This is a genomic window from Amycolatopsis sp. NPDC114484 (genome assembly GCF_055633755.1).
The window spans coordinates 213,279-232,486 of the sequence record NZ_JBVKDQ010000010.1; the positions used below are offsets into that span (position 1 = coordinate 213,279).

21 protein-coding genes are annotated in these 19,208 nt (G+C 68.8%); 11 read left to right on the forward strand and 10 right to left on the reverse strand.

The window, feature by feature from the left end:
• Positions 1-45 precede the first annotated feature (45 nt).
• Positions 46-339 carry a hypothetical protein gene (locus tag ACZ7SW_RS24920; protein WP_470232763.1) on the forward strand — a complete coding sequence of 98 codons (294 nt, stop codon included), beginning with the start codon at positions 46-48 and terminating at the stop codon, positions 337-339.
• Positions 340-472: 133 nt separating this feature from the next.
• Here ACZ7SW_RS24920 and ACZ7SW_RS24925 read toward each other — a convergent pair whose 3' ends face one another.
• Positions 473-868: a DUF5319 domain-containing protein gene (locus ACZ7SW_RS24925; protein WP_020662715.1), complete on the reverse strand. Its 396-nt coding sequence runs from the start codon at positions 866-868 to the stop codon at positions 473-475.
• 139 nt (positions 869-1,007) lie between these two features.
• On the opposite strand from ACZ7SW_RS24925, the gene guaB reads away from it, so the two are divergent.
• Complete coding sequence (gene guaB / locus ACZ7SW_RS24930) at positions 1,008-2,519, forward strand: IMP dehydrogenase (protein ID WP_470232764.1); 1,512 nt, start codon at positions 1,008-1,010, stop codon at positions 2,517-2,519.
• Positions 2,520-2,598: 79 nt separating this feature from the next.
• Positions 2,599-3,018, forward strand: a complete 420-nt coding sequence (locus ACZ7SW_RS24935) for a DUF3574 domain-containing protein (RefSeq protein WP_470232765.1) — start codon at positions 2,599-2,601, stop codon at positions 3,016-3,018.
• Here the strand turns inward: ACZ7SW_RS24935 and ACZ7SW_RS24940 are convergent.
• Positions 2,970-4,205, reverse strand: a complete 1,236-nt coding sequence (locus tag ACZ7SW_RS24940) for an MFS transporter (protein WP_470232766.1) — start codon at positions 4,203-4,205, stop codon at positions 2,970-2,972. The genes ACZ7SW_RS24935 and ACZ7SW_RS24940 overlap by 49 nt on opposite strands.
• 171 nt (positions 4,206-4,376) lie before the next feature.
• Between ACZ7SW_RS24940 and ACZ7SW_RS24945 the strand changes: the two genes are divergently transcribed.
• The 4 genes from ACZ7SW_RS24945 to ACZ7SW_RS24960 all read left to right on the forward strand — a co-directional run bounded on the left by ACZ7SW_RS24945 (position 4,377) and on the right by ACZ7SW_RS24960 (position 8,327).
• Complete coding sequence (locus ACZ7SW_RS24945; protein ID WP_470232863.1) at positions 4,377-5,516, forward strand: GuaB3 family IMP dehydrogenase-related protein; 1,140 nt, start codon at positions 4,377-4,379, stop codon at positions 5,514-5,516.
• A 157-nt stretch (positions 5,517-5,673) separates the two neighbouring features.
• Positions 5,674-5,856 carry a hypothetical protein gene (locus tag ACZ7SW_RS24950; protein WP_470232767.1) on the forward strand — a complete coding sequence of 61 codons (183 nt, stop codon included), beginning with the start codon at positions 5,674-5,676 and terminating at the stop codon, positions 5,854-5,856.
• A 60-nt stretch (positions 5,857-5,916) separates the two neighbouring features.
• On the forward strand, positions 5,917-7,623 hold the full coding sequence (locus ACZ7SW_RS24955) for a GMC family oxidoreductase N-terminal domain-containing protein (RefSeq protein WP_470232768.1): 1,707 nt from the start codon (positions 5,917-5,919) through the stop codon (positions 7,621-7,623).
• Between the two features lie 14 nt (positions 7,624-7,637).
• Positions 7,638-8,327 (forward strand): maleylpyruvate isomerase N-terminal domain-containing protein, encoded by a 690-nt coding sequence (locus ACZ7SW_RS24960; protein WP_470232769.1) that lies wholly within the window; start codon positions 7,638-7,640, stop codon positions 8,325-8,327.
• Between the two features lie 2 nt (positions 8,328-8,329).
• Here ACZ7SW_RS24960 and ACZ7SW_RS24965 read toward each other — a convergent pair whose 3' ends face one another.
• Entirely contained in the window at positions 8,330-8,776 is a 447-nt protein-coding gene (locus tag ACZ7SW_RS24965; protein WP_470232770.1) for an ester cyclase, read from the reverse strand.
• Between the two features lie 75 nt (positions 8,777-8,851).
• Here ACZ7SW_RS24965 and ACZ7SW_RS24970 point away from each other — a divergent pair, with 75 nt between their 5' ends.
• A complete protein-coding gene (locus tag ACZ7SW_RS24970; RefSeq protein ID WP_470232771.1) occupies positions 8,852-9,496 on the forward strand; it encodes a TetR/AcrR family transcriptional regulator C-terminal domain-containing protein in 645 nt (214 codons plus the stop codon).
• Complete coding sequence (locus ACZ7SW_RS24975) at positions 9,493-10,956, forward strand: FAD-binding oxidoreductase (RefSeq protein ID WP_470232772.1); 1,464 nt, start codon at positions 9,493-9,495, stop codon at positions 10,954-10,956. Before ACZ7SW_RS24970 ends, ACZ7SW_RS24975 begins: the two co-directional genes overlap by 4 nt.
• Here ACZ7SW_RS24975 and ACZ7SW_RS24980 read toward each other — a convergent pair.
• Both ACZ7SW_RS24980 and ACZ7SW_RS24985 read right to left on the reverse strand, forming a co-directional pair.
• On the reverse strand, positions 10,944-11,396 hold the full coding sequence (locus ACZ7SW_RS24980; protein WP_470232773.1) for a GNAT family N-acetyltransferase: 453 nt from the start codon (positions 11,394-11,396) through the stop codon (positions 10,944-10,946). The two genes, ACZ7SW_RS24975 and ACZ7SW_RS24980, sit on opposite strands and share 13 nt — an antisense overlap.
• Before the next feature lie 5 nt (positions 11,397-11,401).
• The gene (locus tag ACZ7SW_RS24985; RefSeq protein WP_470232774.1) at positions 11,402-12,847 is read right to left on the reverse strand and encodes an aldehyde dehydrogenase family protein; all 1,446 of its coding nucleotides are present in this window, start codon (positions 12,845-12,847) and stop codon (positions 11,402-11,404) included.
• 128 nt (positions 12,848-12,975) lie between these two features.
• On the opposite strand from ACZ7SW_RS24985, the gene ACZ7SW_RS24990 reads away from it, so the two are divergent.
• Complete coding sequence (locus ACZ7SW_RS24990; RefSeq protein ID WP_470232775.1) at positions 12,976-13,623, forward strand: rhomboid family intramembrane serine protease; 648 nt, start codon at positions 12,976-12,978, stop codon at positions 13,621-13,623.
• Here ACZ7SW_RS24990 and ACZ7SW_RS24995 read toward each other — a convergent pair.
• Positions 13,556-14,101, reverse strand: a complete 546-nt coding sequence (locus ACZ7SW_RS24995; protein WP_470232776.1) for a DinB family protein — start codon at positions 14,099-14,101, stop codon at positions 13,556-13,558. The two genes, ACZ7SW_RS24990 and ACZ7SW_RS24995, sit on opposite strands and share 68 nt — an antisense overlap.
• Before the next feature lie 119 nt (positions 14,102-14,220).
• Between ACZ7SW_RS24995 and guaA the strand changes: the two genes are divergently transcribed.
• Entirely contained in the window at positions 14,221-15,777 is a 1,557-nt protein-coding gene (gene guaA, locus ACZ7SW_RS25000) for a glutamine-hydrolyzing GMP synthase (protein WP_470232777.1), read from the forward strand.
• A 44-nt stretch (positions 15,778-15,821) separates the two neighbouring features.
• On the opposite strand, the gene ACZ7SW_RS25005 is transcribed toward guaA, so the two are convergent.
• From ACZ7SW_RS25005 to ACZ7SW_RS25020, 4 genes are all read right to left on the reverse strand, one after another.
• Positions 15,822-16,052, reverse strand: coding sequence for a hypothetical protein (locus tag ACZ7SW_RS25005; protein ID WP_344270437.1), 231 nt, complete (start codon positions 16,050-16,052; stop codon positions 15,822-15,824).
• A complete protein-coding gene (locus ACZ7SW_RS25010) occupies positions 16,045-17,337 on the reverse strand; it encodes a PspC domain-containing protein (RefSeq protein ID WP_470232778.1) in 1,293 nt (430 codons plus the stop codon). The genes ACZ7SW_RS25005 and ACZ7SW_RS25010 overlap by 8 nt, the downstream gene beginning before the upstream one ends.
• A 618-nt stretch (positions 17,338-17,955) precedes the next feature.
• Positions 17,956-18,438, reverse strand: coding sequence for a DUF3558 family protein (locus tag ACZ7SW_RS25015; RefSeq protein WP_470232779.1), 483 nt, complete (start codon positions 18,436-18,438; stop codon positions 17,956-17,958).
• 233 nt (positions 18,439-18,671) lie between these two features.
• Positions 18,672-19,178 carry a hypothetical protein gene (locus ACZ7SW_RS25020; protein WP_470232780.1) on the reverse strand — a complete coding sequence of 169 codons (507 nt, stop codon included), beginning with the start codon at positions 19,176-19,178 and terminating at the stop codon, positions 18,672-18,674.
• Between the last annotated feature and the right edge of the window lie 30 nt (positions 19,179-19,208).

The following is a 19,208-nucleotide window of genomic DNA, read 5'->3' on the forward strand; positions in this document are numbered from 1 at the left end:
ACGCACAGTGCCGGGACCTTTTTCGTTTTCAACGGGGGAGGCGCGGTGCTGGTTTTCGGGGAGCCCTACGAGACCACCGGCGGGACGGTGCTGATCACTGTCACCCGGCAAGGCCGTCGAGGCGGGCCGGGGCGTGCGGTCGGGCTGTACACGATCGACTCCGACGGCGTGACGTGGACGCCCGCCGTCGACGGGGGCCGGATGGCGCTGATCGGGGCGTGCACCGGTTTCGTGGCGGCTGCGCTCGCGACGCTGGCCGTGGTGCACCGTCCGCCGTGGCCGAACATGACTGAGCGCGTGATGATCGCCTACGCGGAGAACGTGAAGAACCGTCGTTGACCGGTTGCCCACAGGACCGCGTACTTGTGGGCAACTCTGTGGACAACTTGTCCGCACACGTCCGCACACGCGAAGAAGGCCCTGGTGGTCAAGCTCACCAGGACCTTCTTTCCAGCTGTTCAGGACCGAACGATCAGTACGCGCTCTCGTTCGCGGTGACCCCGTCCGCGAATCCGCGGCAGTAGTCCCAGCTCACGTAGTCGGCCGGGTTCGGGTCGAAGGCCGGCTCGTGCGGGCGCATCCGGCCGTCGGACAGCAGCTGCTCCAGGCTCGCGCGCAGCAGCGTCCAGTCGTGATAGTGGGGCTCGTCGCACTCGCCGCAGTCGACCACGATGCCGCGGACCCCGCGAGGCTCCAGCAAAGCCTGGTACACGGCGAGGTCGGACAGGTCGGCCAGCAGCTCGGTGCGCTCGTCCGCGCTGATCGGCTCTTCGAGGTGGTCGTCGGGGTCGGGGATGGCCCGGGCCGGATCGTCCGGGTCGTCCGCGAACGGATCGGGGGGCAACACATCGTGCGGCACGGCCTGCACGGTACCCGGCGGGCCACCCACCCGGGCCAGGGCCCCGGCCCGGATATCATGAGGGGAAGGTCCGACCAGTCTCGGCCCACGCCAGGCACCGCCGCCCGCGACACCAGCCCGCTCCCGCCAGGAAGGCCCTTCGCCCCTCATGACCAGCGAAAGCATCACCCCCGCAGTGCCCAGCAAGTTCGCGATGCTCGGCTTGACCTTCGACGACGTGCTGCTGCTGCCCGCGGAATCGGACGTGGTGCCCAGCGCGGTGGACACGAGCACGCAGCTCACCCGCAACATCAAGCTCAACGTTCCGCTGGTCTCCGCGGCGATGGACACGGTCACCGAGGCGCGGATGGCGATCGCCATGGCCCGCCAGGGCGGGATCGGCGTGCTGCAGCGCAACCTCCCGATCGAGGAGCAGGCGGCGGCGGTCGAGGTCGTGAAACGGTCCGAGGCGGGCATGGTCACCGACCCGGTCACCTGCTCCCCGGACGACACCCTCGCCGAGGTCGACGCGCTGTGCGCGCGGTTCCGGATCTCCGGCGTCCCGGTCACCGACGCCTCCGGCGCGCTCGTGGGCATCATCACCAACCGCGACATGCGGTTCGAGGTCGACCACACGCGCCTGGTGAGCGAGGTCATGACGAGGACGCCGCTGGTGACGGCGCAGGTCGGCGTCACCGCGGAGGCCGCGCTCGGGCTGCTGCGCAGGCACAAGATCGAGAAGCTGCCGATCGTCGACGGCGCGGGCAAGCTGCGCGGCCTGATCACGGTCAAGGACTTCGTGAAGACGGAGCAGTACCCGCGGGCTTCGAAGGACCCGGACGGCCGCCTCGTCGTCGGCGCCGCGGTCGGCGTTGGCCCGGACGGCCACAAGCGCGCGATGGCGCTGGCCGAGGCCGGGGTGGACGTGCTGATGGTGGACACCGCGCACGGCCACTCGCGCGCGGTCGTGGAAACCGTGCGGCTGTTGAAGAAGGAACTGGGCGAGACCGTCGACATCGTCGGCGGCAACGTGGCCACGCGGGCCGGGGCGCAGGCGCTGGTGGACGCGGGCGTGGACGGCGTGAAGGTCGGCGTCGGCCCCGGCTCGATCTGCACCACCCGGATCGTCGCGGGCGTGGGCGTGCCGCAGATCTCCGCGATCTACGAGGCCGACCAGGCCTGTCGCCCGGCGGGCGTCCCGGTGATCGGCGACGGCGGCATCCAGTACTCCGGCGACATCGCGAAGGCGATCGCGGCCGGTGCGTCCACCGTGATGCTGGGCAGCCTGCTCGCGGGCACCGCCGAATCGCCGGGCGACCTGATCCTGGTGAACGGCAAGCAGTTCAAGGTCTACCGCGGCATGGGCTCGCTGGGCGCGATGCAGTCGCGCGGACAGGCGAAGTCCTACTCCAAGGACCGCTACGCCCAGGACGACGTGCTCAACGAGGACAAGCTGGTGCCGGAGGGCATCGAGGGCCGGATCCCGTTCCGCGGTCCGCTGTCGAACGTCGTCCACCAGCTCGTCGGCGGCCTGCGCGCGGGCATGGGCTACGCGGGCGCGGAGACGATCGCGGCGATGCAGGAGGCGCAGCTGGTCCGGATCACCGCGGCCGGACTCAAGGAAAGCCACCCGCACGACATCACCATGACGGTCGAGGCCCCGAACTACACGACCCGCTGATCGACCCGATCCGCCCTGTTCGCCCGCTCCTCCTTCCCGCCACACTGGATCTCCAGGTGACGGCGAGGGGAGCGGGCGAATGCAGTTTTCCCGGCGGTTCGTGCTGACGGCGGCTACGGCGATGGTGCTCGGGGGAGGGGCGGCTTCCGCGGCCGCGGCGGATTCACCGGACAGCTCGCTGTGGAAACGCACCGAGCTGTACTTCGGCACCGCCAAGCCCGGCGGCGGCGAGGTGACCGAGAAGGAGTTCGCGAATTTCTCGGCGAAGGACATCACGCCGCGGTTCCCGGACGGCTTCACCCAGCTCGAGGGCACCGGTCAATGGCGATCCGGCACCGGCGCGGTCGTCCGGGAGCATTCGATCGTGCTCGTCGTGCTGTATCCGCCGACGAACCAGCACGCGAACGCCGATCTCGAACAGATCCGCACCGACTACAAGCACCTCTTCGATCAGGAATCCGTGCTGCGGACCGATTCCACCGCGCGCGTCTCGTTCTGAGCGCGGTTCCATCCGGCCAGCAGCAACGGCGTCGCCAGCATCAACGCACCCGCCAGGCCCAGTGCGCCGCGCGTGCCTAGCCACGTCGCCACCAAACCCCACAGCAGCGTCAACCCCGCGGTGCTGGCACTGCTGCTGATCCGCCACGCGGACAACATCCGGCTCACGTATCCGTCTTCGGTCTCCTCGAGCCGGTACGTCGCGAGGACCGTGTTGTACGCCGCCGCGCAGACGATCAGGCCGAACTCCACTGCCATCACCCAGAACAGCCCGGCGATCCCGGGTGGCACGAAGGCCAGCAGCACGACCCAGACCGTCCGGACGGTGGCGAGGATCGGCAGCAGCCGCACCCGGCCGTGGCGCGGCACCAGACGGCGGGCGAGCCGGGATCCGACGAGGCCGCCGAGGCACGGGACGCCGAACGCGAGCCCGTACTGCCAGGTCGGCAGGCCGAGTTCGCCTAACAGCAGCACCGCCAGCACCGGCGCGGTGGTCATGATCAGGCCGTTGACCAGGCAGCTGTTGAGGAACAGCATCCGCAGCCGGGCGTGCCGGAAGAGGTATCGCCAGCCCTCGACCAGGTCGGCGGCGCGGAAGGCGGCGGGACGGACTGGTTTGGGCTCGAGGGTGCGGATCGTCGAGAGCGAAAGGGCGGACAGCAGATAGCTGATCGCGTCCAGAAGCACAGTGGCCAGCGGGCCGAAGAACCCGATCGCCGCGCCGCCCGCGGGCGGGCCGAGCGCGGTCGCGGTCCACAGTGTCGTCTCGAACCGGCCGTTGGCGGTGAGCAGGTCTGGACCAGTCGCCAGCGCCTTCAGATACGCCCCGCTCGCCGACGTGAACGCGATGTTCGCCGCCGCCACGAGTACCGATACCGCTACGAGCTGGGCGAACGTCAGCAGGTCGAGCAGATACGCGGGCAGCAGCGTGAGCAGGGCGGCGAACCGGACGAGATCCATGGCGATCAGCACCGGCCGCTTCCGCCGGAATTCCACCCACGGACCGAGCGGGAGCGCGGCCAGCGAGCCCACCGCGAGCCCGGCTCCGGCCAGCAACGACACCTGCGCGGCACTGCTGTGCAGCACCCGTACCGCGATGATCGAGAAGGCGTCGAGGGCGAAGTAGGTGCCCGCGATGCTGACCGCGTAGGCCAGCCACAGCCGGTGAAAGTCCTTGCCCAGCGCCAAATCCGTCCCCCTCGTTCAGCCGGGCAGCCAACCATCCGTCCGCGCCGGTGGCAAACAACCGTGCGCACAACCGGTGGTTGTCGCCACCGCAACGGTCCCCCGCGCGCAGGTCACCCGTGCCGACTCGCGACAATGGACCGCGAAGGCGTCAGGCGCGAGAAGGGACATCACGTGCGGGATCTGGTCGAGATCGGCATGGGCCGCACCGCGCGGCGGGCGTATGACCTCGATGACGTGGAGATCGTGCCGTCACGGCGGACGCGGTCCTCGTCGGTGGTGTCCACTGCCTGGCAGATCGACGCGTACCGGTTCGACCTGCCGCTGGTCACCCACCCGACGGACGCGATCGTGTCGCCGGGGACCGCGGTGGCGATCGGCGAGCTGGGCGGCCTCGGCGTGCTCAACGCCGAAGGGCTCTGGGCCCGGCACGCGAACGTCGAAGAAGCGATCTTCCGCCTCGTCCGCGCGGCTGAGGACAGCGACGACCCGGCCGCGGTTGTGCGCGAGCTGCAGGAGCTGCACGCCGCTCCGATCCGGCTCGACCTGCTGACCGAGGCGATCAAGACGGTCCGCGAATCCGGCGTGACGGTGGCCGCGCGGGTCAGCCCGCAGCACGCCGCCGAGCTGACGCCGGATCTGATCGCGGCGGGCGTCGAGATCCTGGTCGTGCAGGGCACGATCATCTCCGCCGAGCACGTGCAGCGCGACGCGGAACCGCTCAACCTCAAGGAGTTCATCGGCCGCCTCGACGTGCCGGTGATCGCCGGCGGCGTGAGCGACTACCGCACCGCCATGCACCTGATGCGCACCGGCGCGGCGGGCGTCATCGTCGGCTACGGCTCCACCGAGGGCGTCACCAGCACCGACCGCGTGCTCGGCATCGGCACCCCGATGGCGACGGCGATCGTGGACGCGGCCGCCGCGCGCCGCGACTACCTGGACGAGACCGGCGGCCGCTACGTGCACGTCCTCGCCGACGGCGGCATCACGACGTCCGGCGACATCGCGAAAGCGATCGCCTGCGGCGCGGACGCGGTCATGCTCGGTGCCCCGCTGGCGACCGCGTCGGACGCCCCGGGGCAGGGCCTGTACTGGACGGCCGCTGCCGCGCACCCGTCGCTGCCGCGTTCGCGCGTGGTGGCCGGCCCGGACTCGGACTACGCGGTGGACCTGAAGACGCTGCTGTTCGGCCCGTCCTCGGACGCGGAGGGCGTGGTGAACCTGTTCGGCGCGCTGCGCCGCGCGATGGCGAAGACGGGGTACTCGGACCTGAAGGAGTTCCAGCGCGTCGGGCTCACCGTGCGCGGCTGAACTTCGCCTGATCGGCCGTGAAGGGCCCCTTGAGGGAATCAGATTCCCTCAAGGGGCCCTTCACGTACGTCGGAGGACTTTTTCGCACCGTTCGCGCCAGACTCCGTTATGCTTTCGTTATCTTTTGAATCCGGGGGCACGCCTGAAGGGTGAGCGGATGGCACTGCTGGGGGAGTCCGCGTCGGCGTGGTGGCTCGGCGGGATCGTGGTGGGCAGCCTGCTGATCCGGCTGCTGGCGCTGGTGGTGGCGTTGCGCGGGACGAAACCGGCGGAGCGGCCGGCCATCATCCGGGCGCTCGGCGAGCTGTTCCGCTTCGCCCCGCGGCGCAAGGCGCGGTGATGTAACCCGTCAGTAACTTACCTCTGGTCTGGCGGCTCCCCGGGGGTTACCCTCTTTCCTGTGACTGCCAGTAACACCACCACCGCGCGGCAAGAACCCGACTACGACGTCCTCGTCGTCGGGTCCGGGTTCGGCGGCAGCGTCGCGGCGTTGCGGCTGACCGAGAAGGGCTACCGCGTCGCGGTGGTCGAGGCGGGCAGGAGGTTCGCCGACGACGAGTTCGCCAAGACGTCCTGGGATCTCAAGCGCTACCTCTGGGCCCCGCAGCTCGGCTGTTACGGCATTCAGCGCATCCACATGCTCAACGACGTGATGGTACTGGCCGGCGCTGGCGTCGGCGGCGGTTCGCTGGTGTACGCGAACACGCTGTACCGGCCGCTCAAGCCGTTCTACCAAGACCGGCAGTGGGCGCACATCACCGACTGGGAAAGCGAACTCGCGCCGCACTACGACCAGGCCAGCCGGATGCTCGGCGTCGTCACGAACCCGACGATCACGCCGTCCGACGTGGTGATGCGGGACGTCGCGAAGGACATGGGCGTCGAGGATTCGTTCCACGCCACGCCGGTCGGGGTGTATTTCGGCAAGCCCGGCGAGACGGTGAAGGACCCGTTCTTCGGCGGTGCCGGGCCGGACCGGGTCGGTTGCACCGAATGCGGGTCGTGCATGACCGGCTGTCGCGTCGGCGCGAAGAACACGCTGGTGAAGAACTATCTGTACCTCGCGGAGAAGGACGGCGCGAAGGTCATTCCGCTGACCACGGTGACGTCGGTAAGCCCGCGCAGCAACGGCTACGCGATCACGTTGCAGAAGACCGGGACCCGTTCGCGGCGTTTCCGGACGACGGTCACCGCGTCGCAAGTGGTGTTCGCCGCTGGCACTTGGGGTACGCAGAACCTGTTGCACCGCATGAAGGACACGGCCGCGCTGCCGAAATTGTCCGGCAAGCTCGGCGAGCTGACCCGGACGAACTCCGAGGCGATCATCGGCGCGGCGCGGACCACTGTGGACCCCGAACGAGACTTCAGCCGCGGTGTCGCGATCACCTCGTCGATCCATCCGGACGAGAACACGCACATCGAGCCGGTGCGTTACGGCAAGGGCAGCAACGCGATGAGCCTGCTGCAAACCGTTGCCACCGACGGTTCTTCGAGCGTTCCGCGCTGGCGGCAGGCGCTCACGTTCCTGGTCAAACACCCGGTGCAGTCGGCGAAACTGCTGAACGCGTACCGGTGGAGCGAGCGCACGGTGATTCTGCTGGTGATGCAGAGCCTCGACAATTCCATCACCACCTACACGCGGCCCGGTCTGTTCGGGCGGCGGAAGTACACGTCGAAACAGGGCCACGGCGAGCCGAACCCGAGCTTCATCCCGGCCGGGCACGAGGCGAACGTCCTTACCGCGGAACGGATCGGCGGCATGCCGGGCGGCACCTGGGGCGAGGTTTTCGACATTCCGCTCACCGCGCACTTCATCGGCGGCGTGCCGATCGGCGACAGCGCCGACACCGGCGTGATCGACCCGTACCACCGGGTGTACGGCTATCCCGGACTGTCCGTTGTGGACGGTTCGGCGATCACCGCGAACCTCGGCGTGAACCCGTCGCTCACCATCGCCGCGCAGGCCGAGCGGGCGTTCTCGTTCTGGCCCAACAAGGGCGAGGCCGACGAGCGGCCCGAACAGAGCAGCGGGTACGCCCTGATGGAGCCGGTCGCGCCGAAGAACCCGGCGGTTCCGGCGAACGCGCCCGCGGCACTGCGTCGCTGACCTAAGATCGCCCGGTGACGACTGCGGCGCTGGACCGGATCCGGGAACTGCACGACGAATGGGCACGAGTCGCCGAGGCGATGCCGGAGGCGGCGTTCGCCGAGCCGAGTGCGCTGCCCGGCTGGACGCGCGCGCATCTGCTCACCCACCTCGCGCGCAACGCGGACGCCCTCGGGAACCTGCTGAGCTGGGCGGAAACCGGGGTCGAGCGGTCGATGTACGGCCCCGGCAACGCCCGGGACGACGACATCGAGGCCGGTGCCGGTCGCGCTCCGGCGGAAATCGTGGCCGACCTGGTGGCGTCCGGGAAACGGTTGACCGACCACGCCGCGCGGCTGTCGGACGAGACTTGGTCAGCGCGCGTCCGGCACCGGCACGGCGGCGAGCTGACCGGCGCGGACGTACTCACGTTACGGTTGTCCGAGACCACGATCCACCTTGCTGACCTTGACGCTGGCCATGATTTCGCCAGCGCCACCGCGTTGCTCGGCGAGCATCTCGACGCGGTCGTCGCCACCCTGATCCGGATGTGCCCGCGCGCGTTGCCTTCGTTCCGTATTACCGACGGCGTCCGTACCTGGACTCTCGGCGAGGGCGGCGATCTCGTGACCGGAACGCCGGGAACGGTGCTGGCGTGGTTGACCGGCCGCAGCGATGGTTCGGCGCTTTCCGGGCCGGTGCCGGAGATGGCTCCGCTGATCTGACTTCAGCCGGCCTGGCGGGCGGCGGCGAGTTCGTCGTCGTCGCCAACGATGCCCAACTGCTGCAGGATGGCGAGCCGGTCGGTCTGGATGTCGAGCTCGGAGATCCGGCCGTCGGTCACCCGCGCCAGGAGGAAGCCGCGCCACGTTCCGCGCTTGCAGGTCGCGAAGCCTCTTCGGTAGTAGCCGGTGTTGGTGGCGGTGAGTGTCACCGTGGCCGCGGCCCGGTCGCCTTCGGCGAGCAGCGAATCGAGGTCCACTCGCAGGTCCGGGAAGGCAGACAGCATTTGCGTCCAGCCGGTGCGGAAGGCGGCGAGTCCGCCGGTCGGCGCGTCGACCACCACGGGGCCGGATTCGGTTACGTCGTCGGCAACCACGGTGTCCAGTTCGCTCAGGTCGTGGCTGTTGACGATCGAAAGGAACTGCCTCAGGACAGTCTTGGGGCCAGTCATCGCTTCCTCGATTCTTACACTGTAAGAGACGAGGACAGTGGTACCTTACGCTGTAAGAAACGTCAAGGGGGACCAGTGTCCGACCGGAGGGCCCGGCCGCGTGCCGGGCTGACCAGGGAGCGGGTCGTGGACGCCGCGCTCGCGTTCGTGGACGAGCACGGCATCGCCGCACTGTCGATGCGCAAGCTCGGCGCGGAACTCGGCGTGGAGGCGATGACGCTCTACCACTACGTGCCGAACAAGGAAGCGCTGTTCGACGCCCTGGTCGACCGGCTCGTCTCGGCGCTGGCCGGGATCGAACCGGAGCCCGGAGAATCCGGTCAACGGTGGCTGGGCCGGGTGGCCCGGGCGTACCGGGAGCAGTTGCTCGCCCATCCGGGGGTGTTGCCGCTCGCCGCGACCCGTCCCGCGGCTACCCCGGACTCGCTGCGGGTGATCGAAACCGCATTGGGGCTGCTGGAGTTGCCGCCGGCGCGCGGACTCGACATGGTGAACGCCGTGATGACTTTCGTCCTCGGCCACACGCTCGCCGAGGCTGGCCGCACGCCCGGCGCACAGTCCGATGTGGACAGTATGGCGCACCTCGACGAGGACCGCTTTCCGCTGCTCGCGCAAGCGCTGCGGGACGGGGCCCGGCACGCCGAGCGGTTCGAATTCGCCCTCGCGGCATTGCTGACCGGACTTTTCGCAACCGACCCGAGGTCTGAGGCGTCTGAATGAACATGACAGTCGGGAGAAGGACGTTTTTGCGCGCCGCCGGATTGACGGCGGTCGGCGCGGTGGCCGCGGCCTGCACGGCGAAACCGGGACCGTCGGTGCCGCAGACCAGCCCGACGTCCAGAACGACCGTGCCGCCGAGTACCAGCTCGAAGCCGTCCGGGCCGCCGGACTGGAACGCGTTGCGCGGCAAGCTCTCCGGGGATCTCGTGCTGCCCGGCGACGGCGGATTCGCCACCGCGAAACGTGCGTTCAACCCGCTTTTCGACGGGAGTAATCCCGCGGCGGTCGCGAAATGCACGAAGCCCGAGGACGTGCAGGCGTGCGTTGAAGCGGCTGGCGGCCGGGTCCCGCTCGCCGCGCGCAGCGGTGGGCACAGCTATGCCGGGTATTCCGCGCCGGACGGCGGGTTGGTCATCGACGTCGGCGGCATGGCCGGCGTGGACGTCCAGGGCGACCAGGTCGTCATCGGCGCGGGCGCGAAACTCGGGGACGTCTATTCGGAACTGGCGAAAGCAGACCGTTGCCTGCCCGCCGGTTCGTGCCCGACTGTCGGCATTGCCGGGCTCGCGCTCGGCGGCGGAATCGGGGTATTGACCCGTAAATACGGTTTGACGTGCGACCGGCTGCGGTCCGCGCAAATCGTCACGCCGGATGGCAAACTGCGCACGGTGAGCGCGCAAGCGGACGACGACCTGTTCTGGGCGCTGCGCGGCGGAGGTGGCGGAAACTTCGGCGTGGTCACGTCGTTCACCTTCAGCACCGTGGAAGCGCCGACCGTCACGGTGTTTTCGCTGAAGTTCCCGTCCGGTTCGGCGAGCGACGTGGTCGACGCGTGGCAGCGCTGGCTGCCGAGCGCTCCGCCCGAATTGTGGTCGAACTGCGTGGTTTCCGGCGGTCCGGGCGGGGCGTGCCGGATCGGCGGGGCACTCGTGGGCAGTTCGGCGGGGCTGACGTCGGCGCTCAGCGGATTGTCGGTGACGCCGTCCAGTCGCACGATGAAAACTCTCGGCTACGGCGCGGCGATGAACTACTTCTCCGGCAGTTCGGAACGGCAGACGTTCGTGGCGTCTTCGCGGATCATCACGGATCCGGTCGACGGCGGCAAGATCGCCGATCTCGCGTCCGGGCACAAGGGAATGGACCTGCTGATCGACGGTCTTGGCGGCGCGGTGGGGGATATCGCGCCGACGGCCACCGCGTTTCCGCACCGGAAAGCGCTGGCCAGCATCCAGGTCTACGCCCCGGCGACCGCGGGCAGTCAGGAGAGCGCGCGCAAGTCTGTGTCCACTGTGGTCTCTGGGCTGGCAGACGCGGGCGCGCGCGGCGGCTACGTGAACTACATCGACCCGGACCTGCCGGACTGGAAGTCGGCCTACTACGGCGACAACGCGGCCCGGCTGGACCAGGTGGCGAAAAAGTACGATCCCAACGGGGTTTTCAAGTTCGCTCAGTCCGCTTGAGGTGCGGGCCAGACGTAACGCACGTCTGGCTCGCGCTCTTCATTTCGCTGTCCGTCGGTGTATTCGACGGCGACGAAACCGTGGCGGCGGTAAAACCGTTGTGCTGACTCGTTGATCTGGAACGTCCACAGTGTCAGCCCGTCGGGACGGAGCTGTTTGGCCAAGTCCACCAACTGATCGCCGATGCCGCGCCCGCGCCACGGAAGGTCAAGATAGAGCTGCGCCAGTTCCGCGCCGTCGAGCACGAGCAGTCCGGCCACAGTGGACTCGGCAACCGCCACCCAGGTTTCCTGCTGCGGCACCAAGATATTCGCGAACCACCAACGCACCGCATCGTCGTCATGGGCGCGGCGGACGGTCGGCAGCGCGGAGGAGAACGACCGCAGCCACACGTCGGCGATGTCGCGTGCGTCCGCGGCCGTTGCCGGTCGCAGGTCCACTGTGGTCAGAGGTCGACCCCGGTGAAAACCGTGACCCGTTCCTCGGTCAGGTCGTGCATCGCCGACAGCACGCCTTCCCGGCCGACGCCGGAACCCTTCACGCCGCCGTAAGGCATCTGATCCGCGCGATACGACGGCACATCGCCGATGATCACCCCGCCGACTTCCAGCTCCGCCGACGCATGGAACGCCAGTTGCACGTCGCTGGTGAACACCCCAGCCTGCAACCCATACGCGGACGCGTTCACCGAAGCGAAAGCCTCGTCCACGCCATCCACAATGGACACCGCCAGCACCGGCCCGAAGATTTCCTCCGACCAGGCCTTGGCATCCGCGGGCACGTCGGTCAGCAAGGTCGGCGCCACCGTCGCGCCCGAACGGGTTCCGCCGGTCAGCACCCGCGCGCCACCGGCCACCGCTTCCTCGACCCACGCGACGATCCGTTCCGCGGCCGCCTCATCGACGACCGGGCCGACGTCAGTGTTGCGGTCGTACGGGTCTCCGGTTGCCTGCGCTTCGACGGCCTCGGTTAGCGCGGGCACGAACTCGTCCGCGATCGCCGCGTCCACGATCACCCGCTGTACCGCGATGCACGACTGGCCGGCCTGGTAGTTCCCGAACGTCGCGATCCGCTGCGCGGCGCCCTCGACGTCCGGCCAGTCCCGCAGCACGACGGCCGCGGCGTTGCCGCCCAGTTCGAGCACCACGTGCTTGCGCGCCGCCGCGTCCGCGATCGACCAGCCGACCGGACCTGATCCGGTGAACGACACGACCGGCAGCCGCGGGTCGGCGACGAGTGCCTGAGTTTCCTCGTTTCCCAGCGGCAGCACGGAAAACGCGCCCTCCGGCAGGTCGGTCTCGGCGAGCAGTTCGCCGAGCACGAGCGACGACAGCGGCGTGCGCGGCGCGGGCTTGACGATGATCGGCGCGCCGACCGCGAGCGCGGGCGCGACCTTGTGCGCCACCAGATTCAGCGGGAAGTTGAACGGCGCGATCCCGAGCACCGGCCCGCGCGGCACCCGGCGGGTCAGCGCGAGCCGGGCGTCGCCGGACGGGTCGGCGTCGAGCCGCTGGACGTCGCCGCTGAACCGGCGCGCTTCCTCAGCCGCGATCCGGAAGACCGAAATCGCACGCTTCACCTCGGCCTCGGCCCACTTCAACGGCTTGCCGTTCTCGGCCGTGATCACCTCGGCGAGTTCCTCGGCCCGCATCGCGAGCCCGCGCGAAACGTGCTCCAGCGCGGCCGCGCGCTGATGCGCGGGAGTGCGCCGGAACTCCTTCGCGACCGCGGCCGCCGCGGCCACCGCCCGTTCCACCTGGTCCGCGCCGGGCACCGCGACCGTCGCCACTTCGCTGCCGTCGAACGGGTGGTGCACCACGAGGGTGCTCGCGCCCTGCTCAGCCTGACCGGCGATCCACGCGGCCCGCGGCTGTGGGGTGATCGTGTCCATGCGCTCAAGGTATTAGGCAGCACCAGGCCCGGCACGCCGGACTCGGTCCTTCTTTTGTGGCACCTGTCCTGGCTCGGAGATGACATTTGTCGGGGGTCTCCGGCGGGCCGCCGCCATATCGTCAGCCCATGACCAACTCGGTTGCCTCTCGCTGGTCCGCCAGTCCGGCCGGGGCCTTCTTCGCCCGCGTCGGAACACCGCGCCGTCCGGTGCTGACCGGCGCGGTGTTCCTCGTGACCGCAGCGGTGCTCGTCGCCCAGCTGGCGGACCCGTCCCTCTTCGACCTCTTCAAGCGCGACGCCACCGCGATCGACGCCGGGGAGTGGTGGCGGCTGCTGACCGGCATGTTCTTCCAGGACGGCAAGCTGTTCGGCGGGATTTTCAACCTGGTCGCCCTCGCCGTGGTCGGCACGTTCGCGGAATGGTGCCTCGGCCGCGTCTCCTGGTTCGTCCTCTACTTCGGATGCGGACTGTTCGGCCAGTTCCTCAGCTACGTCTGGCTGAATCCGGTGGGGGCGGGGAACTCGATGTGCGTCGCCGGACTGCTCGGCGCGCTCGCCGTGGTCGTGCTGCGAGCGCGCGCCGCCCAGCCGCCGCAGGGGTTGTACCTCGCCGCGCTGTTGATCGTGCCGCTGGCTGTGCTCGACACAGTGCTGCACGACAACCACGGCATGCCCGCGCTGCTCGGGATCTTGCTGGGACTGCTGGTCAGCGGTTTCGGTAAAGGTCGCGCAGCAGCAGGATCTCCGCGCAGTGATGGATCATCTCTCGGTTGATGTGCAAGACCAGCGCGGCCATCGACAGCTCCGCGTACGGCCCTTCAGCCGGACCGCACGGACGGGCCAACGCTTCGGCGTCGAGACTGCGTACGCCGGCGATCCAGGTCGCGTACGCGTCGTCGAGCTGCTTCAGCGCTTCGTCGGCAGTGCCCGCGTACGGGAAGTCCTGATAGGACGTCGGAGGCCCGCCGAAGTGCGAGGCAGAGCGCATCCCCAGCACGCCCGGGATGATGTGGCCCAGCCGCCACGCGATCGTGGTCACCGGAGGGGGAGTCGGCTCCGGGAACGAGAAGTCGATGGTGAAGTCGCCGGTGCCGGGTTCGGTGTCGTTGGTGCGGGGACGCACCGTCCAGCAGTCCGCGACCGGCTGCCAGAAGTACTCGTCGTCGGTGAGACCCTCCAGCTTCGGGCGTACGTGGTGCTGCCAGTGCCAGTCGAGCTGTTCAGCCAGTTCGTTGGTCCAGTCGTTGGTCATGGAGGGACGGTAAGCCGGTTCGCGGACGGTGGCTGTCCTCATTCCGGGGGCATTGCCGACGTGACCGAGCCCACCTGGGACGATGGTGGCAAAAGCGCTCATTCGCCTGGAGGTCGTAGGTGGCCACTCCCACCGGTCCGGTACTCGTCATGGACTTCGGGGCGCAGTACGCGCAGCTGATCGCCCGTCGCGTGCGCGAGGCGCAGGTCTTCTCCGAGGTCGTGCCGTCCAGCGCGACCGTCGAGGAGCTTCTCGCCAAGAACCCGTCCGCGATCATCCTGTCCGGCGGCCCGTCGAGCGTGTACGCCGAGGGCGCTCCCGCGATGGACCCGAAGCTGGTCGAGGCCGGCGTGCCGATCCTCGGCATTTGCTACGGCCACCAGTTGCTCGCCCGCGCGCTCGGCGGCGTCGTCGAGCCGACCGGCGTGCGCGAGTTCGGCCGTACTGACGTGCGGATCGTCGGCGAGGGCGGTGTCCTGCACACCGGGCTGCCCGACCACCAGACGGCGTGGATGAGCCACAACGACAGCGTCACCAAGGCCCCCGAGGGCTCGGTCGTCACGGCCAGCTCCGACGGTGCCGAGGTCGCCGGTTTCGAGGACGTCGAACGGCGCTTCGCGGGCGTGCAGTACCACCCGGAGGTGGCGCACTCGCCGCACGGCCAGGAGGTGCTGCGCCGGTTCCTGTACGAGATCGCCGGCGTCCAGCCCGGCTGGACCACCTCGTCCATTGTGGACGAACAGGTCGCTGCGGTCGCTTCGCGGATCGGCGAAGGACGGGCGATCTGCGGCCTGTCCGGCGGCGTCGACTCCGCGGTCGCCGCGGCACTCGTGCAGCGCGCCATCGGCGACCGGCTGACCTGCGTGTTCGTGGACCACGGCCTGCTGCGCGCGGGGGAGCGCACCCAGGTCGAGCGCGATTTCGTGGCCGCGACCGGCGTCAACCTGGTCACCGTGGACGCGCGCGAGCGGTTCCTCAACGCGCTGGCCGGCGTCACCGACCCGGAGCAGAAGCGCAAGATCATCGGCCGCGAGTTCATCCGCGTGTTCGAGCAGGCCGAGCGTGACCTCAAGGCACAGGGCGACTACCGGTTCCTCGTGCAGGGCACGCTGTACCCGGACGTCGTCGAGTCCGGCGGCGGCGAGGGCACCGCGAACATCAAGAGCCACCACAACGTCGGCGGCCTGCCCGACGACCTGCAGTTCGAGCTGGTCGAACCGCTGCGGCTGCTGTTCAAGGACGAGGTCCGCCGCGTCGGGCTCGAACTGGGGCTGCCGGAGACGATCGTGCAGCGCCAGCCGTTCCCCGGACCGGGCCTGGGCATCCGGATCATCGGCGAGGTGACCGCGGACCGGCTGGAGACCCTGCGCGAGGCCGACGCGATCGCCCGTGAGGAACTCACCGCGGCCGGGCTGGACCAGGAGATCTGGCAGTGCCCGGTGGTGCTGCTCGCGGACGTCCGCAGCGTCGGCGTCCAGGGCGACGGCCGGACCTACGGCCACCCGATCGTGCTGCGCCCGGTGTCGTCGGAGGACGCGATGACCGCCGACTGGACGCGGCTGCCGTACGAGGTGCTGGAGCGGATCTCGACCCGGATCACGAACGAGGTGTCCGAGGTCAACCGCGTGGTGCTGGACGTGACGAGCAAGCCGCCAGGCACCATCGAATGGGAATGACATAGGAAACGGGGCCCGGATTTCCGGGCCCCGTTTTTTGTGTTTCAGGGTCGTCGCTTGCGGAACGACGCGCCGAGCATCAGGACCCCGCAGAACACCGCGCCGCCCGCGATGATCCAGCGGAAGTCGAAGGTGGGCAGCCAGCTGGAGCCGTCGGTGAGGACGTAGCCGGACACGAGCAGCGTCGCGACCCCGACGATCAGCGTGATCCAGTCGACCCCGCGGCGGCGGACCGGGGCTTCGGGCTCGTCGTAGGAGTAAGGGTTCTCAGCCACGGCGCACCTCCACCTGGCCCACGCCGTTGGTGACGTGGAGCGTGATCTTCTGTCCGCCGACGTTGTCGTCGCCGTTGTCGGTCCCGGTGATGGTCGGCTGGTCGACGCCGTTGGACGTGCGGTTCAGGCAGTCGACCTCGCCGGCGGAGTTCTCGCAGGTGAAGGTCACGTCCGCGGTCCTCGGCACGATGATCTCGGTGTTGCCCGCTCCGTTGGAGACCGTCGTGGTGATCGGGTCGCTCGCGGGCAGCTGGGTCAGGTCGATCTTCATGTTCCCGGCCGCGTGCCGGTACTCCGGCTGCAATTCGGCGACTGACCGCGGGGCGGCCGACAGGTTGCCGAAGCCGCCGCGCACGTCGAGGTTGTCGAACGTGCTGGTGGTGAGCACCAGCCCGGCGATCGACAGCGGGATCGCGAGCCCGATCAGGCCGCGGGCACCGCGGGCGAACGCCCCGGCCACGAGCCCGACCCCCAGCACGGCGAGCGTCATGCCGATGATGTGCCGCAGCGAGAACCAGTCGAACCCGTTCAGCGCGAGCGCGACCCCGATGCCGGCCACGATCACCGCGACACCGAACGTGGCGGCCCCGATCTTGGACCGCCGCCGCGGCGGCCTCGGTTCGTGGTCGTTGTAGTCGCCGGTCGGAGGGGGCGGCGGAGTCGGCGCCGCCGGATCAGGCAGATCCCAGCCCGCCGGGTCGGCGGCCAGCGGATCCCAGCCCGGCGCCGCCGCCGCGGGAGTCGGGGTGTCGCTGTTCATCGTGAAAGCTCCGGTTCCGGAAGCGGTTCCGTCCGCCGCGAACGCGACGACCGGCGCCGGTCGGTTGTCCTGCCCGCGGGTGCGATGCAGGAGATAGAGGCACGTGGCGAGCAACGCGAACCCGATGAGGCCGCCGCCGTCGAACCAGCCGCCGCCGAACGTCCACCCGACCACCGGAATCACCGCGACGGTCAGCACGCCCGCGAAGGCCTTCGTCATGCTCGACCGACCGCGCCCGAGCAACGCCTCGAAGCCGGAAACCTCGTCGCCCTCCGAAGGGAAGAACAGCCACCCGAGCAGGTAAAGAACCAGCCCGAACCCCCCGAAGACAGTCGCCGCCGCCAACGCGACCCGAATCACCACCGGATCGATCCCGTAGCGATCCCCCAGCCCAGCCGCGACCCCCGCAACCTTCCGCCCCGAGTGCGGCCGCCGAGGCCTGCTGGCCCAGAAGTCCTTGACGGTCTCCTCGAACCCGTTCAGCGGGTTGGTCCGAGGAGGCCGCACGTCGTTCGCACCACTCATGCTTCACAGCATGGTCGATGGAGGGGGAGGGCACATCGGGGAAGGTCCCTGAGGTTGTCCCCGAGATGAGCCCCTAACTGGGGCTACCTGGCCGAGGAGCTGCCGGAGACTTCATGTCGCTGTCAGTCTCTTCTGCGAGCGGGCTTCGGCGATGGGGTCAGCCATTCGGCAGCTGAGGCTCCAGCTTGCTGGCCAGCATGAGACCGCGGTATCCGTACCGCCGGTTACGTCGAGGATTGCGCGCGAGTCGGGTTCGACCGCCAGGAACATATCGCACTGGCCAGAGGATCCCAGCGGTTCCGGGCACCGCTGTCCTTCTTGAAGCAGAAGTCCGATGGTAGTGGAATTCGTTTCTTCTCCGATTTGGGAGGCGTAGGACCTTCTTGATTGGGCTCCCGTGGGTGCCGCTTTCGGGAAGCCCTTCCCGCTGAGAATCTGGTCCAAGAGGGCGCATTGGTTTCGGGCGGCGAAGGGATTCCCGGATGCGGCGGAGGAAGCTGGTGTGCTCGGAGCTGCTTTGCCGTTGACGGAGTTGTCGCACGCGGTGACCAGGATGGCCGCAGAGCCCAAAGGAGAAGATCCCTAAGGTTTCGCAATGCAACTTCCCGTGCGGCTGGATCAGTTTTTCGGAAGAAGAGGAGCCAGCTTGACCGCCAGCTTTCGGGCCGCCTCGCATGCTGCGTCTGTGTCACTGCCGTTTGTGACATCGATAAGCGCGCGAGAGTTGGTCGCGACCGCCAAGGCGATCAGGCATGATCCACTCGAGCCGATTGGCTGCCGCTGTTCGATCAGAGGGCGGCCATCGACGTTGCCGGGGTGGGCCTTGCTCGGGTCGGCGATGTTGTCGGTGTAGCGCTGGCCGTTCTGCAAAGTGAGGCCGACGACCCCAGCGTCCGGGCCGTCTCCTGGCTTCTGGGTGACGCAGGAGCGTTTCGAATCAGCGACGGAGGGAATCGCCTTGGGGTAGCCGCGGCCAGCCAGGATCTGATCCAGCAGTGCGCACTGATTCCTTGCGGCGAAGGGGTTGTCGGATGAGGCAGGCGGAGCTGCCTGGCCTGTTTCTGCGGTACCGTGGACGGTGCTGTCGCATGCGGTCAGCATTCCCGTGATTGCGCCGAGAAAGACGAATATTTTTAAGGTTCGCAAGTTGCTTTCCAGACATGCTGAGCGCGAGGCGGATTCTCGTTCCAGGGAAGTCGCTCGTCCAGCGCGGTGGCCAAGGCGCGCGCGTTGCTCGATAAGCTATCCGACGTGCGACGAGGCGAGATTTTGGACGCTACCCCTGTGCTTTGACGCTTGTGAAGCGTGATGCCGGGTTCGTCACGGCGCGGCTGTTAGCTTTTCGGGAGTAGCGGATCCAATTTGTCAGCCAGGCCTTCGGCGGTCTTGCACGCGGCGTCGGTGTCGGTTCCGCTGGTGACGTCGATGATTGCTCGCGAATTGGGTTCAACGGCCATCTTCAGCATGCATTGGCCGCTTGAACCCAGCGGCTCCCGCTCTTCGAGAACGGGTCGGGTGCCATTGACCTTGCCGGTGCGGGTTTTGCTGGGGTCGGCGACATTGTCGGTGTAGCGCTGACCGTCTTGCAGGGTGAGGCCGACAACAGTGGCGTCTAGACCGCCTCCGGGCTTCTGGGCGGCGCAGGAGCGTTTTGAATCAGCGACAGAAGGGATTGCTTTCGGGTAGCCCTGCCCTGCGAGCAGTTGGTCAAGCAGGGCGCACTGGTTCCTTGCGGAGAAGGGATTTCCGGAGGAGGGCGGGGGCGCGGAAGGAGTCGTGGGGGTCGTTTGCCCTGGTGCGGCGGTGCCGCCGACAGAGTTGTCGCACGCAGCCAGCGCCATCGCGGCCGCACTGAGCAGAACCAGGAGCCT

Coding starts and splice junctions, on each gene's coding strand:
- guaB (WP_470232764.1), top strand. CDS start 1,008: ATGACCAGCGAAAGCATCACCCCCGCAGTGCCCAGCAAGTTCGCGATG.
- ACZ7SW_RS24935 (WP_470232765.1), top strand. CDS start 2,599: ATGCAGTTTTCCCGGCGGTTCGTGCTGACGGCGGCTACGGCGATGGTG.
- ACZ7SW_RS24950 (WP_470232767.1), top strand. CDS start 5,674: ATGGCACTGCTGGGGGAGTCCGCGTCGGCGTGGTGGCTCGGCGGGATC.
- ACZ7SW_RS24965 (WP_470232770.1), bottom strand. CDS start 8,776: ATGACTGGCCCCAAGACTGTCCTGAGGCAGTTCCTTTCGATCGTCAAC.
- ACZ7SW_RS24975 (WP_470232772.1), top strand. CDS start 9,493: ATGAACATGACAGTCGGGAGAAGGACGTTTTTGCGCGCCGCCGGATTG.
- ACZ7SW_RS24985 (WP_470232774.1), bottom strand. CDS start 12,847: ATGGACACGATCACCCCACAGCCGCGGGCCGCGTGGATCGCCGGTCAG.
- ACZ7SW_RS24990 (WP_470232775.1), top strand. CDS start 12,976: ATGACCAACTCGGTTGCCTCTCGCTGGTCCGCCAGTCCGGCCGGGGCC.
- ACZ7SW_RS24995 (WP_470232776.1), bottom strand. CDS start 14,101: ATGACCAACGACTGGACCAACGAACTGGCTGAACAGCTCGACTGGCAC.
- ACZ7SW_RS25010 (WP_470232778.1), bottom strand. CDS start 17,337: ATGAGTGGTGCGAACGACGTGCGGCCTCCTCGGACCAACCCGCTGAAC.
- ACZ7SW_RS25015 (WP_470232779.1), bottom strand. CDS start 18,438: ATGCTGACCGCATGCGACAGCACCGTCCACGGTACCGCAGAAACAGGC.
- ACZ7SW_RS25020 (WP_470232780.1), bottom strand. CDS start 19,178: ATGGCGCTGGCTGCGTGCGACAACTCTGTCGGCGGCACCGCCGCACCA.